Here is a 13,766-nt window from a genome sequence, read left to right as displayed (position 1 = left end):
TCAGCGCGCGTCCGAAAGTACCGCCCGGCACACGTCGAGCACCTCGCCGGCGTATCGTTCCACACTGAAACGTCCGGCTGCACTGCGCGCGGCTTCGTCGCCCAGCCGATGCGCGAGCGCGGGATCGGCCGCCAGGCGGGCCATGCGGTCCGCGAGCGCCTCGGCGCCACCGGGGTACAACAGCCCGTTCACCCCGTCGTCCACCAGTTCCACCGTGCCGCCCGATGCATGGCCCACCACCGGCAGCCCGCACGCCATGCCCTCCACGGTGACGCGGCCCATGGCCTCGTTGCGGGAGCACATCAGCAGGGCGTGCGCATCGCGGAAGAGCGGGAAGGGGTCCTTCACGAAACCCTTCAGGTCCACCGCATCAGCCACACCGAGCTCGGCGATCCGCTGCCGCAGGGCGGTGTCGCGCCCATCACCGGCGATCACCAGGCGCACCGCCCGACCCTGGCGCCGGAGGAGGGCCAGCGCTTCCACCGCCTCGACCTGGCCTTTGGAGGGGTGGATGAGCCCCACCAGGAGGAAGGTGAACGGCCCTGTGGCGGTCCAGCGCGCCTCGCTGCCCCGGGCCAGTTCTGTGTAGCGTGCCGCGCGCAGCACACCGTTGTACACCACCGTGATGCGCGCGCCCGGTCCCGTGTACCGAAGGATGTCCTCCCGCACCGCCTCGGAGATGGCGATGAGCCGGTCGGCCCGGCGCAGGGCCTGCCCATAGCCGCGCGAGCCGGCATCGAGGTGCAGCAGGTATTGCCGCTCGGGCAGTTCGCGGATGTGCCATACCAACGGGAGCCCGGTGGCGGCTTTGAGCGCGGGGGCCACGCCCACCACCGCGCTGTTCGCATGCAGCAGCCGCACCTGCCAGCCCTGCACCCGCTCGACCAGCGCGGGCAGGACGCCGCGGTTCGCGGCGGCCCGCTCGCGGGCCTGCCGTTCCTGCTGCCAGTGCTGGCGGATGCGATGATGGAGCCGGCCGCTGTAGTGGCGCTCGCTCATCCAGGGGCGGAAGGGGACCACCGCGTGGGCGATGCCCTCCCGCTGCAGGGCCGACACCAGGTCGCCCTCGCGTGGCAGCAGCACATGAGGCACCACGGCACCACGGTCGCGCAGTTCGAGCATCAGGTCGAGCAGGCTGCGGTTGGCCCCGTAGAGCTCAGGGTAGTGCGTGAGGTAGGCGACTCGGATGGGCGCGGCCATGGTCGCCGGCGAAAATACCGTTCACCTGCGGGCCGCCCCGGCAAGGATCGCGGTCAGACGCGCCACGCTGTCCTCCACGCGGTGGTGCCGCTCGGCGCTCGCACGTCCCGCCTGTCCAAGCCGCAGCGCGAGCGCGGGGTCCACGGCCAGGCGCTGCAGGTGGTCCGCCATGGCGCCCAGGTCGCGCTCGGCGCCCAGCAACCCGCTCACCCCGTGCTCCACCACGTCCGGGATGCCGGCATGTCGCGTGGCCACCACCGGAAGCCCGCACGCCATGGCCTCCAGCACGCTGAGCGGTGTGCCCTCGTGGTCATTGTCCGCCGAAACGACACTGTGCTGCACGAACGCTCGGGAGGCCCCCATGTGCCCGGCCACCTGCTGCGGGGTGAGCACACCGGGCAGGTCCACCACGCCCTCCAACCCCAGCGCGGACACGAGCTGCCGCGTGCTGTCCCACAGCGGTCCGATGCCGGCCATGGTGAGCCGCATCTCCGGTTCCCTTCGCCAGGCCTGATGGAAGGCGAGGAGCGTGAGGTGCGGCGCCTTCTTGTCCACGAAGCGCCCCACGGCGATGAAGTGCGGCCGCGCCTGATCGGGACGTCCGGCCTGGAAACGCTCCACGTCGATGCCGTAGCAGTTGTAGTGCAGCCTGCCGCGATCGGCGCCGAGGGAAAGCAGCTGCCGTTCCATCTCCCGGCTCACGACCACCACGGCCGCGGCCTCCTTCAGGATGCGCCGGTAGCCGGCGTGGTCCTTCAAGAGCTTCACATGGAACGCGTCCACACCATGGAAATGCACCACCAGCGGCACCCCCGCACGTCGGCAGGGTTCCAGCAGGGCCTCACCAGTGGGGCCGTACTCGGCCAGCACCACCTCGATGCGGTGCCGTTTGAGCAGGCGGGTGATCCGCCGCTCAAGCAGTGCCTCCGGTGTGATCCGCATCAGCCGCGAGGCCACCCGCCGGGCGAGCGAGGGCGGCAGCAGCAGCGCCCCCTCGGCATCGCGCCGGGGCAGGTGCCCGTCCGTGAGCACGAGCGCCACGCCCGGAAGCCGCTCGATGTGCGCGGCGATGAAGGTCTCGCTGTAGGCGTTGCGGTTGGGCGAACCGATGCAGAGGCGCGCAGGGGCGGTCATCCACGAGGCGTGTGGGCCAGGGCCATCAGCCCGGTGATCATCGGGGCGCTCTTGGGGTCGGGCACGTGGTCGTGCCGGAGCAGGTGGCGCACCAGCGGCAGGGTGATGCGCTTCACGATGTGCCGCTTCCATGTCGGCATTGGGCGCCGCAGGGCCCACAGACCGAGCAATTGCGCCAGGCTCGCATCCCATCCACCGAGCGGCCGAACCGTGATGTCCGTGAAGCCCGCACCCTCCAGCAGCCGGCGCAGCGCGAACGGGGTGTAGCGGTACTCGTCGTAGGGCACATCGTGCAGCGGCCAGAGGAAGGGCACGGTGATGAAGAGCGGTGAGCCGGGGCGCAGTACGCGGAAGGCCTCGCGCAGCACCGCACCGGGGTCCGGGCAGTGCTCCAGCACCTCCGTGGCCATCGCACTGTCCACCGTATCGTCGGCGAGCGGGATGTGGGCACCGTCCCAGAACAGGTCGGGGCGCACTTTGTGGTAGCTGGTCACCGCATTGCCCTCGAGGTCCATGCCGATGTAGCGCTCCACCCGCGAGGGCGCGGCGGTGATCAGGCCTCGATACGGCTGCAGACCGCTGCCGATGTCAAGGAAGGTGCCGTGGAACCGGGGTAGCTGCGCACGCAAGGCCTGGCGGATCGCCGTGCGCACGGTGTACAGGTCCTGCGTGTCGGCCGTGAGCGGCAGATCGAGGTAGGGGTCGGTCATCGGCGGGGCCGGAAAGATCGGCATTGGTGCCCGATGCGCATCAGGCCGGGGGCGCCGCACGCAGCGCGTTCAGGACCCGGGCCCAGCGGCGACGGTCAAGGAAGTACCGGTAGGCCCGGCCCAAGGCGAGAAGCCAACGTCGTTTATCCAGGGCGGTCATCGACACGCCGGCGAGCTGGTCGAGATGCCGGTCGCACACCGCATCCAGATGGACCCGCCACCGGCCATGGGTCAGGCGGTCGAGCCGCTGCCACTGGAGGATGCGCAGCCGATGGGTGTTGGTCCGGACGAAGAGGCCCTGGGAAGAGAGGCCCTGCCCATGGCGCGTGTAATAGCTCAGCTCACCATCCACCGCCCGCAGGTGGCCCTGGGTGGCGGCGCTGGCGAAGAACCACATGTCACCACTGCCCGCGTTCCATCCGCCCGGACCGGTGATGAGCGCCCGGATGGCGGGTGTATCGCGCCAGATGAAACTACCGGGATGGAACGGTGCCCGCACGTCCACCACCTGCTCCAGCTCCATCCGGTCCGGCAATCGTTCGCGCCACGGGTGGGTCAGCCGCCCCTCCTCGTCCTTCACGGCCGTCTGGTGGTAGCTGCCCATGCACGCCGGATCGGCCTCCAGCAGGTCCACCTGGCGCTGCAGCTTCAAGGGGTCCAGCCAGCCATCGTCGCCATCGATGAAGTGCACATAACGGCCGCGGGCCATGGCGTACAACCGCATGAAGTTGCGCCGGCCGGTGGGCCAGCCCTCGATCCGCCAGCGCGGGCCTTCGCCCCAGTGGTGGACCCGGAAGCGCGGGTCGCCCGCCACCACCCGGTCGCATTCCGCCGCCGTGTCGTCCGTCGACCCGTCCTCGCCGACGAGCACCTCGATCGGAAAGCTCGTGCGCTGCGCCTTGATGCTCTCCAGGCAGGCGGCGATGTACGGGCCGTGCTGGTAGGTGCAGACGAGCACGGACACCAGGGGGGCATCGCTGCGCGGCGGTTCGGGCTGCTGTTCCAAGGACGACCGGAAGGGTGGCGCGAAGGTGGTACGATCACCGGGAATGCGGGCCGGACCCCGTATCTTCGGCGTCCAACACCGCGCCCATGAGCACATCCATCGTCGATCCCGACCTGCGCACGGGATCCAACTTCAAGGTCGGCCACTTCACCATCATCGGCAAGGGCTGTGTGTTCGGCGACAACGTCACCATCGGCAGCCACACGATCATCGGTGATGACGTGCGGTTGGGCGACGGCGCCGTGGTGGGCAACCATTGCGAGATCGGCAAGGGGCTGCGGGCCGGCCCGGGTGTGGTGCTGCAGGGACGCATCCGCACGGCGGAGGGCTGTGTGATCGAGGACGACGCCACCCTGAAGTACGGTACCATCCTCACCAGCAAGGTGCTCATCAAGAAGAAGGCCTTCCTGGGCCCCAACGTGATCACCCTGGGCAGCACGCACCTGCACGAGACCAAGCACGGCACGGTGATCGGCGAGCGCTGTTACATCGGCGCCGGCAGCAAGATCGCCGCCAGCGTGCAGATCACGGACGATGTGACCATCGGCGCCATGGGCTTCGTGAACAAGAACATCGAGGAGAGCGGCATCTACGTCGGTGTGCCGGTGAAGCCCCTTCGCCAGAAGGACTACTGGAAGAGCAAGGATTTCGTGGAGGGCGGCTTCGAGCAGTGAGTCACTCACCGCTCCGGGCCGTGTAGCGCCGGGGCACGCCGCTGCTCTTCTCCTTGTCGGCCATCCGTTTGGCGGGCACACCGGCCACGGTCGTGTCCGGCTCGGTGATGTCGCGGGTGACCACGGCACCGCTGCCCACGATCGTGCCGGGAGCCACCTTGGCGTGCGGCCGCACGGCACAGGCCGACCCCAGGAAACACCGCTCACCGATCTGCGACCAGCCGGCCAGCGTGACGTTGTTGGCCAGGTGGCAGATGCGGCCGATGCGCACCCCATGACCCACTTTGCTGCCCGGGGCGATCATGGTGCCCGCCTCGATGGTGGTGTCCTCGTTGAACATGCCACGCACCACACCCACGTCGGCGCCCAGGAAACAATCGTCGCCGATGGTGACCCCGCCGAGCAGGGGCATGACCACGCGCTTGCCGGCCTCGTCCCACACCCAGGCGACACCTGTGGCCCCGATGCAGGTGTGCGGCTCCAGGATCACGCGTTGACCGATCGTGCACCCGTCCCCGACCACCACGTGCGACTCCAACCGCGAACCGTCGCCGATCGTGCTGCGCCCAACAACACAATAGGGACCGATGCTCACCTCCGCACCGATGCGCGCCTCAGGATGAACGATGGCGGTCGGATGGATCCCTGAGGTCGGCTTTGCGGCGAAGAGCGCATTGCAGATGCGGTAGATCACCAGCTGGGGATCATCCTTCACCACGATGGCCGAGTTGCCGTGCAGCGCTCCCACCGCCTCCTCCCGGCAGATCACGACGCTGTCCTTCAACGTGGCGAACACGGCCGCATCGCTCCCGGCATGATAGTAGAGGCCGTTCGGTTCTTTCAGGAAGATGCTGCACACCTTGTGCACCTCGCGCATGCCGCCCTCCAGGCGATGCTCGATGCCCAGGCGGTCCAGCACGTCCAGGACCTTGGGCAGGTCGATCGGATGATCGGGGCTCATCGCGGGGTCGCGTATCGGGGATGAAGGGCCGGTTCAGCGCAGCGTGCGCGATACGATATCGACCACCTCATCGATGATGCCATCGGACAGGCCGTGGTACAGGGGCAGGCAAAGAACCCGGTGCGCCACCGACTCAGCGATCGGGCATTCGCCCGTACGGCCGATGAAGGGCAGTTCGGTGATGGCCGGGCTGAAATACCGACGGGGATGGATGTCCACCGCGTTCAGTGCGGCCCGCACCCGCAACAGGTCCTCCTCGGTGGGCAGCACCGCAGGGAAATACGAGTGGTTGTATTCCGTGTCCGCCGGGATGCGCGCCAGATGGACCGGCGCGGAGGCCAGACCGGCGGCATAGCGTTCCCATTGATGGCGCCGTTGCGCGATGATCTCATCCAGGTAGGGCAGATTGGCCACGCCCATGGCCGCATGGAGCTCGCTGTTCTTGGCGTTCAGGCCCACGGCATGGAAGCCCTCGCCGATCTGCCCCATCGTGCGCAGGAGCCGCAGGCGCGCATAGAGGGCCTCGTTCCGGGTATGCACGCTGCCACCTTCCACGGTGTGGAACACCTTGGTGGCATGGAAGCTCGTGGAGCTCACGTCACCGTGGTTCAACAGGCTTTCGCCCTTGTAGCGCGTGCCGAACGCGTGGGCCCCGTCGTAGATGACCTTCAGCCCGTGACGCTGGGCGATGGCCTCGATCGCCTCCACGTCACAGGGCAGACCATACACGTGGGTGGCCAGGATGGCGCTGGTGGCCGGCGTGATGCGCTCCTCGATGGCCGACGGGTCGATGCAGAAGGTGTCCGGATCGATGTCCACGAACACCGGCGTGCAGCCCTCCCAGAGGATGCTGGTGGTGGTGACCGGGTGCGAGAAGGCCGTGGTGATGACCTCGCCCTTCAGCTCAAGCGCCCGGATGATCAGGTTGAGCGCGATGGTGCCGTTCACCAGGAAGAGCGGATGGGCGATGCCGACCTGCTCGGCCAGCGCGCGCTCGAACTGCTGCACGAGCGGGCCGTTGTTGGTGAGCTGTCCGCGGTCCCACACACCGCGCATGAGCTCGGTGAACGCTTCGAACGGCGGCAGGAAGGCGCGGGTGACGTAGACGGGGCCGCGTGCGCCCGCAGGGATCTCCGGAACACCGGATGCCGAGCCCTTTTCCTGAGTGCCGATCATGCGCTGAGTGTGGTCCGCGAAGATACGGAAGCCCCGCGCATGGGACCCGCGCCGGTCAACGCTCCTCCCGCAGGTCGAGGTGCACACCCAGCACTTCATCCAAGCGCTGCATGTGCGGTGCGTAGTACGCCCTGAGCCGCTCCTCGAGCTCCGTGTCCACCGGCCCGCTGTACGCCCGCACATTGGCCTTCACCTCGCGCAGCCGGTCCGGAAAGAGCGCCACATCCAGCCCGGCCGCCGCGGCGATCCGTTCCAACACGCTCTCCGGCGAGACCTTCAGCTGCGGATAGCCGAACACGAGCACCCGCTCACGACCGAAGTGCTGGAAGTACCGCTCCACCTGCGGACCGTAGTGCCCCCGGGCCAGGTAACCGAAGGGCGGCGGGGCGGCCAGTTCGGCGGCCATGGCCTCGGCGAAGGTCCGCGGGTCGTACAAATGGGCATAACGCGGGTGCCCCTTGAACTGATGGAACATGTTCCAGTCCGACCGAGCACGCTTCACCGGGTCGCGCAATACGGCCACGATCACCGCATCGGGCAGGTGGCGTCGGATGCGTTCGGCCGCCGGGGGGCGGTAGAGGTAGTTCGGCGTGGCGTCCAGGGTGGTCCATCCCGCGCCGCGCAACGGCCGCACCGGCAGCATCCGCCGGTAATGCCCCATGCCCAGCGCGTAGGTGTTGTCGTTGCCGAAGAAGGTGAGCTCCTTCTCCACCGGGGCGATCACGCGGGGGTGGCGCACCAGCATGCTGTACAGCGCCGAGGTGCCCGCCTTCTGCGCGCCCACGATCACGATGGAGGGCATCAGCCGGGGCCGCAGCGGCTCCACGAGCCGTTTCACCGTGTGGAACAGGCCGCTCATCCCCGGTGGTCCGCAGCCTGGATGGTCCAGTTCAACCGGGGCCGCACCAGACCGGCCTGCCTGCCGAACCAAGCCCCGCGCCGTTCGCCGGCATGCACCGTGAAGCTCAGGACCCGCTCGGTCATGAAATGCAGCTTCGCCCCGCGGAACGCGCTGACCATCACGTGGTAGCTGCCTTCATTCATCAGGTCGCCGGGGATGAGGCAGTCCACCTCGAAGCGCCCATGTGGCACCGGCGGCCGGTCCGTGCCGGTGTCGGCCTGCGTGCTGGCGAAGAGCACCAGGTCGTGGTCGTTCACCACGCGGAGGCCGATGTTGAGGTCGTCGTCGTGCACCCTGCGGTTCTCCAGACCGATGCGGATGGTGAAGGCGCTGCGCATGGTGAGCGGGGCTCCCGCCTCCTGCGGCACCACCGCGGCGTGGGTGAGGCGCACCAGGTCGGTGCCGGGGCCTTCGCCCGGGACCCAGCCCACCTCGTCGCCGCCCTGCGCGTAGGAGCCCAGGTAGGCGGCCATCACGTCCTCCGGCGGACCGTCGGCCGCCACGCGCCCCCCGTCGATCCATACCACCCGGGTGCACAGGCTCAGCACCGCCGTCATGTTGTGGCTCACGAACAGGATGGTGCGGCCGCTGGTGCTCACGTCCTTCATCTTGCCCAGGCACTTGCGCTGGAACTCCGCATCGCCCACGGCGAGCACCTCGTCCACGATGAGGATCTCCGGTTCCAGATGCGCGGCCACTGCGAAGCCCAGCCGCACCTTCATGCCCGAGCTGTAGCGCTTCACCGGTGTGTCGATGTGGTGCTCGATGCCGCTGAAGGCGATGATCTCCGCGAGCTTGGTGTCGATCTCGCGCCGGTGCATGCCCAGGATGGCGCCGTTCAGGTAGATGTTCTCCCGGCCGGTGAGGTCGGGATGGAAGCCCGTGCCCACCTCCAGCAGGCTGGCCACACGGCCCTTCATGCGGATGAAGCCCCCGCTCGGGGCGGTGATGCGCGACAGCAGCTTGAGCAGCGTGCTCTTCCCGGCGCCGTTGCGGCCGATGATGCCGAGGACCTCGCCCTCGCGCAGCCGGAACGACACATCGCTCAACGCATGGAACACCTTTCCCTGTGCCCTCCCGGGCGAAGCGGCGTCCACGGGCGCATCGGGGTCGGTGCGACCGCGCAACCGGGCCCAACCGCGCCGGAGCTCGTCAGCGATGGTGCCGCTGCCGATGCTGCCCAACCGGTAGCTCTTGCCCAAACCCTCCACCTCGATCACCACCGGGCCCATGCTCACACGATGTCGGCGAAGGAGCGCTCCACCTTGTTGAACGTCATCACCCCCGCCAGCAGCATCACGACGGCCACCGTGGCGGAGTACAACAGGCCGTCCCAGGGCACCGCACCGCCGAACAGCATGGCGCGGAACGCCTCGATCACTGCGGTCATCGGGTTCAGCTCGAACACGCGCAGCAGAGCCGGGAACTTCTGCAGGCGGCTGAGCGGCAGGATCACCGGGCTGGCGTACATGAGGAGCTGCACACCGAAGCCCACCAGAAAGCTCAGGTCGCGGTACTTGGTGGTGGCTGCGGAGATGAGGATGCCCGTGCCCAGGCCGAGCGCTCCCATGATCAGCGCCAGCACCGGAAGGCCCAGCAGCTGCGTGTCGGCCGACCAGGTGAACGGCCCCGTCCAGGCGTAGACCGCGATCATCACGCACAGCGCCGCGAACTGGATGAGGAAGGTGAATCCGTTGCTCAACGTCATGCTGATGGGCATCACCAACCTGGGGAAGTAGACCTTGGTCATCACATGGGCGCCGCCCACCAGCGTGCGCGAGGTCTTGGTGATCTGCCCGCTGAAGAAGGCCCAGGGCACGAGCCCCGACATATAGAAGAGCGGACCGGGCAGGTCCGGTGGGGCCAGCCCGGCGGCTTTGCCGAAGACCAGCGCGAAGGTGAACGTGGTGATGAGGGGCTGGAGCACCACCCACAGCGGGCCCAGCACGGTCTGCGCATAGACCGTCACGATGTCGCGCCGCGTGAAGAGCAGCACCAGGTCGCGGTAGTGCCAGAGCTCGCGCAGGTCGATCGCCAGCAGTGGGCGCCGCGGGCCGATCACGGTGGTATAACCCGCGGGAGGAACCTGGTGCGTGGCGGTCGGGGCGCTCATCAGCCGGGGTCAGGCCTCGGTATCGGCTCCGTCCTTGGCGTCCTTGCCGCGCTTGCGGCGGCCATAGCCATACCCATAGCCATAGCCGCTGCCATAACCGTACGCGTAGCGGTAGCCGTAGCCGTAGTTGGTGTTGTAGTAGTACTTGCTCTTCTTCATCCGCACACCATTGAGGATAAAGCCGAAGTTGCGCACCGGGTTGCTCTGGATCACCTCCATCGCGCTGGTGAGGTGGTCCTTGTTGGCGAAGCGCGTGTTCACCACGAACAAGGTGGCGTCCACATGCTTCATCATCACGAGGGCGTCGGTGATGAGGCCGACCGGCGGGGTGTCAATGATCACATAGTCGTAATGCTGGCGGCCGTACCGGAACAGTTCCTCCAAGTGGCGGCTCAGCACCAGTTCCGACGCATTGGGCGGGGTGGGACCACTGAGGATCACGTGGAAGTTCTCGATCTGCGTGGGCTGCACCACCGCCGCCGGCTCCACGTGGCCCACCAGGAGGTTGCTCAAGCCCTGCGTACTGGTCATGTTGAGCCCCTTGCCCACCTTGGGCTTGTGCAGGTCAAGCTCGAGGAGCATCACGCGTTTCCCGGCCTTGGCCAGGATGGCGCTCAGGTTCACGCTGCAGAAGGTCTTGCCTTCGTTGGGCCTGTAGCTGGTGACCAGCACCACGCGGCCCGTCCCCTGTGGACCGGGCAGGTACTCGAGGTTCGTGCGCACCGTGCGGAAGCTCTCGGTGATGGCGCTCTTGGGGTCGCTGTCCACCACCACGTAGTTCTCCTCGGCCTTGTCGCTGGCGATGATCTCGCCGAAGACCGGCATGTGCACCATGGCCTTCAGCTGGTCGGCGTTCTCGATCCGGTCGTAGAACATCACCCGGATGAACACGATCACGAGCGAGATCACGATGCCGCCGACCATGAACGCGTACAGGATCTTCACCTTGTCCGGCCGCACCACCCCGATCGACCGTGCCAGTTCGATCACCTTGGTCTGCGGCACGATGCCCGCACGCGCGATCACCGTGTTGGCCCGTTTCTCCAGCAGGAAGAGGTAGAGCTTCTCGTTCACCTGTAGCCGCCGTTCGATGTTCAGGATGTCGCGCTGGCTCAGGGGCACCGTGCGGATCAGCCGCTCGTAGTCGTCCATCTGCGCCTGCACGTCACGGATCTTCGCCTCGATGGCCTTGCGTGAGTTCTTCACGTACACCAGCAGGTTGCCGCGGTTCAGCATGATCGTGCTGTCCAGCCGGTTCACGCTCAGGTTCTCCGGCGTGGCGTCGAACAGCATGCTGTTGCGGTTCATCTGCATCGCGTACAGCTCGCTCAATGTGTTGCGCAGGAACACATCGTCCTCCAGGATATAGAAGGAGGGCGGCAGCAGCTTTCGTCGCCGATGTTCACCACATAGTCCTCCAGGTCGTTCAGCGACTGGATCATCAGCTCCAGCTTGCGTCGCTCATTGTCGAAGCGCACGAGCTCGTTGAAGTAGCGGTCCTCCTCGCGGCTCAGGTCGAGGATGTTCCGGCTCTCCTTGTAGCGCTGGAGCTCGTCCTCGAACTGGTTCAGGATCACCGTCACCTCGTCCAGCTGCTTGTCGATGTAGTTGAGCGTGTTCTGGTTGATGTCGAACTCGCTTTGCAGCGTGTAGTTGATGTATTCGCGGCTCAGCGTGTCCAGGAACATCTTGGCCCGTGCGGGGATCTCGTCCTCCACGGTGACCTGCAGGATGGTGGTGTAGTCCAGGTTCTCCACCACCATGCCGCTCTTGTACTTGTTCACCAGCCAGGGCCGGCTGTGCCGCACGAACTGGTAGTCGCTCGCCGTCACCTTCTCGAAACTCCCTGCCGCCAGCTGTTCGCTCTTGTCCACACGCAGCAGGAAGTCGTTCTCCATCACGTCCAGCCCGAACGCATACACCTTGGACACGATACCGGTGCCCCCATCGTAGCTCAGTTCGTAGTGGTCAGCATCCACCACCCGCAGGTCGAACGGCCGCTGGTAGTACTTGGGGTTCAGCAGGTCGATCTTCACCGTGAAGGGCAGGGAGCCGTACACCTGCGATACCTTGAACCGGCCGATGATGTAATAGGAGATGTCGAAGTCGAGCTTGCTCAGCGCCTTGTCCACCAGGTCGTACGAGGTGAGCACCCGCTTCTGGTTGACGATGTCGCTATAGGCGGCGACATAGCCGATGTTCTGGTAGACCTGGGTCTGGTAGTTGTACACCTCGCGGTCCTTCAGAAGGATCTGCGCGCTGGCGCCGTGCACCTCGGGGATCTTGTAGGAGTACAGGTAGCTCAGCGCGGCGGACAGCACCAGGGCCACCACCACGAAGTACCAGTTCTTGGAGAAGATCCGGACGAAATACCGGAGGTCGTTGACGTCGATGATGCCGCCTTTCGCCTGACTTCCCGGGGTGGCCATCGCTTGCAACGGGCTCCGGCGCGGGCGCACCACGGTGCGGACCCTGTCCCGGAGCAAGGGCGCCAAAGATACACGGCGCGGCCGAAGCCCATGCACCTTGCGCTTTCGGGCGATCGCAGGGGACGGTTTGCCGATCGTTCATAAATGTTCATCTTCGCCCACTGGAACCGAGCCGCTCGGGATCCGTACCTTCGCCAACCCTACCGAAAGCCTTGTCGAGGATGCTCTTCCACCGTTTCGCAGCGGTCCTTGTGCTGGTCCTGCTGCCTTTGGCCGGCGGCCTTTGGGCGCAGCCTCCCGTGGGAGGTCCGCCCCCCTGCTGGCCTCCGCCCTGCATCCCCATCGACGGAGGCATCGGCCTGCTCATGGCCGCTGGCGCCATCATCGGCGGTCGCACGGCGATCTCAATCCGCCGCGCGCGCCCCAGCAAGTGATCCATGGGCGGGGCCTCGGCACCGTCCCCTTCCGCATTGCGCGACCCGCTCGTCCGCTTCCTCACCACCGCAGGCGCACTGTTCCTGGGCTGGTACCTCCTGTATGAGCTTATGATCCACCCATGGGGTGTGCTCGACCGCGCGGTGATCGACAACCTCATCCGCTTGAGCGGTGCCCTGCTCACCGCACTGGGGTACACCCTGCTGCCCGAACCCCCGAATGCCGAGATGATCCGCACGGTCGGGGTGCAGGGCGGCCACCTGTTGTGGATCGGCGACCCTTGCAACGGGGTGAGCCTCTTCGCCGTGTTCGCGCTTTTCCTGTTCACCTACCCCGGGCCCTGGCGACACAAGCTCTGGTTCATCCCGCTCGGCCTGCTCTCCATCCACCTCATCAATGTGGTGCGGATCGCCGCCCTCTGCATCGTGGTCAGCATCGACTATGAACTGCTCAACTTCAACCACGACTACACCTTCTATGTGGTCGTGTACGGCTGGGTCTTCCTCCTGTGGTTCCTCTGGGTGAAGCGGTTCGCGCGGACCGGTGCCGCCGCGCCGGCACCATGAAACGCCGGCTCATCGCCTCCTGCATCCTCGTTGTGGCCGTGCTGCTCGGCGCCGTGCGTGAGTTCCTCTTCCTCAACCTCAACTACCAGCTCGACCACCTGCAGCGCGGCACTCCGTATTCCTACGCCCACTCGCTCTTCCAGCAATGGACCACCGGGGCGGACCTGAGCGACCTTACCCTGCTGAAGTGGATCCTCGCCGCCGCCTACGTGGCGCTCATGCTCTTGATGGCCGTGCTGCTGGCGCGTGTGCTCACCGGCCATCACCACCACCGCCGCACGCTGGTGATCGGCACCGCCATGGCCGCCGCCCTGGCCCTGCTGCTGCACATGGGCGCCACGGTACTTCCGCCGCTGGAAGCCGTGGCCGTGAAGCTGCTGCACGCCCTGCAATACCCCGTGCTCCTGCTCATCCTGCTTTTGGTGCTGCCGCCTGCCCAGCGCACCCCCTCCTGAACGGGT

General features: G+C 66.9%; 15 protein-coding genes. 4 read left to right on the top strand and 11 right to left on the bottom strand.

All coding sequences use genetic code 11. The features are described 5' to 3' along the window. The 4 genes from IPJ87_02400 to IPJ87_02385 are packed head-to-tail and all read right to left on the bottom strand — an operon-like array spanning position 1 to position 4,050. The gene (locus tag IPJ87_02400; GenBank protein MBK7940724.1) at positions 1–1,200 is read right to left on the bottom strand and encodes a glycosyltransferase; all 1,200 of its coding nucleotides are present in this window, start codon (positions 1,198–1,200) and stop codon (positions 1–3) included. A 21-nt stretch (positions 1,201–1,221) separates the two neighbouring features. Then, on the bottom strand, positions 1,222–2,334 hold the full coding sequence (locus tag IPJ87_02395) for a glycosyltransferase (protein ID MBK7940723.1): 1,113 nt from the start codon (positions 2,332–2,334) through the stop codon (positions 1,222–1,224). Continuing rightward, positions 2,331–3,044, bottom strand: coding sequence for a class I SAM-dependent methyltransferase (locus IPJ87_02390; protein MBK7940722.1), 714 nt, complete (start codon positions 3,042–3,044; stop codon positions 2,331–2,333). Before IPJ87_02390 ends, IPJ87_02395 begins: the two co-directional genes overlap by 4 nt. Before the next feature lie 40 nt (positions 3,045–3,084). Next, positions 3,085–4,050 carry a glycosyltransferase family 2 protein gene (locus IPJ87_02385; GenBank protein ID MBK7940721.1) on the bottom strand — a complete coding sequence of 322 codons (966 nt, stop codon included), beginning with the start codon at positions 4,048–4,050 and terminating at the stop codon, positions 3,085–3,087. Positions 4,051–4,136: 86 nt separating this feature from the next. On the opposite strand from IPJ87_02385, the gene IPJ87_02380 reads away from it, so the two are divergent. Then, positions 4,137–4,724 carry a hypothetical protein gene (locus IPJ87_02380; GenBank protein ID MBK7940720.1) on the top strand — a complete coding sequence of 196 codons (588 nt, stop codon included), beginning with the start codon at positions 4,137–4,139 and terminating at the stop codon, positions 4,722–4,724. 1 nt (position 4,725) lies between these two features. Here IPJ87_02380 and IPJ87_02375 read toward each other — a convergent pair whose 3' ends face one another. The 7 genes from IPJ87_02375 to IPJ87_02345 are packed head-to-tail and all read right to left on the bottom strand — an operon-like array spanning position 4,726 to position 12,361. Next, entirely contained in the window at positions 4,726–5,685 is a 960-nt protein-coding gene (locus tag IPJ87_02375; protein MBK7940719.1) for a hypothetical protein, read from the bottom strand. 33 nt (positions 5,686–5,718) lie between these two features. Continuing rightward, a complete protein-coding gene (locus IPJ87_02370; GenBank protein ID MBK7940718.1) occupies positions 5,719–6,861 on the bottom strand; it encodes a DegT/DnrJ/EryC1/StrS family aminotransferase in 1,143 nt (380 codons plus the stop codon). A gap of 55 nt (positions 6,862–6,916) precedes the next feature. Then, entirely contained in the window at positions 6,917–7,720 is an 804-nt protein-coding gene (locus IPJ87_02365) for a sulfotransferase (GenBank protein ID MBK7940717.1), read from the bottom strand. Next, on the bottom strand, positions 7,717–8,994 hold the full coding sequence (locus IPJ87_02360) for an ABC transporter ATP-binding protein (protein ID MBK7940716.1): 1,278 nt from the start codon (positions 8,992–8,994) through the stop codon (positions 7,717–7,719). The genes IPJ87_02365 and IPJ87_02360 overlap by 4 nt, the downstream gene beginning before the upstream one ends. Positions 8,995–8,996: 2 nt before the next feature. Continuing rightward, positions 8,997–9,875: an ABC transporter permease gene (locus IPJ87_02355; protein ID MBK7940715.1), complete on the bottom strand. Its 879-nt coding sequence runs from the start codon at positions 9,873–9,875 to the stop codon at positions 8,997–8,999. A 9-nt stretch (positions 9,876–9,884) separates the two neighbouring features. Then, positions 9,885–11,225: a polysaccharide biosynthesis tyrosine autokinase gene (locus tag IPJ87_02350; protein ID MBK7940714.1), complete on the bottom strand. Its 1,341-nt coding sequence runs from the start codon at positions 11,223–11,225 to the stop codon at positions 9,885–9,887. Beyond that, the gene (locus IPJ87_02345) at positions 11,204–12,361 is read right to left on the bottom strand and encodes a hypothetical protein (GenBank protein MBK7940713.1); all 1,158 of its coding nucleotides are present in this window, start codon (positions 12,359–12,361) and stop codon (positions 11,204–11,206) included. The genes IPJ87_02350 and IPJ87_02345 overlap by 22 nt, the downstream gene beginning before the upstream one ends. A gap of 164 nt (positions 12,362–12,525) precedes the next feature. Here IPJ87_02345 and IPJ87_02340 point away from each other — a divergent pair, with 164 nt between their 5' ends. Genes IPJ87_02340 through IPJ87_02330 form a run of 3 tightly spaced genes read left to right on the top strand, consistent with a single transcriptional unit; the run spans position 12,526 to position 13,760 of the window. Next, on the top strand, positions 12,526–12,738 hold the full coding sequence (locus tag IPJ87_02340) for a hypothetical protein (GenBank protein MBK7940712.1): 213 nt from the start codon (positions 12,526–12,528) through the stop codon (positions 12,736–12,738). Between the two features lie 36 nt (positions 12,739–12,774). Further along, positions 12,775–13,305 (top strand): archaeosortase/exosortase family protein, encoded by a 531-nt coding sequence (locus IPJ87_02335; GenBank protein ID MBK7940711.1) that lies wholly within the window; start codon positions 12,775–12,777, stop codon positions 13,303–13,305. Continuing rightward, positions 13,302–13,760, top strand: coding sequence for a hypothetical protein (locus IPJ87_02330; protein ID MBK7940710.1), 459 nt, complete (start codon positions 13,302–13,304; stop codon positions 13,758–13,760). Before IPJ87_02335 ends, IPJ87_02330 begins: the two co-directional genes overlap by 4 nt. Positions 13,761–13,766: the final 6 nt, after the last annotated feature.

This window comes from Flavobacteriales bacterium (assembly GCA_016713875.1).
Lineage (GTDB): Bacteria > Bacteroidota > Bacteroidia > Flavobacteriales_F > PHOS-HE28 > PHOS-HE28.
The sequence above is the reverse complement of the archived record's forward strand: the minus strand, read 5'-3'. Positions and strand labels throughout refer to the sequence as shown.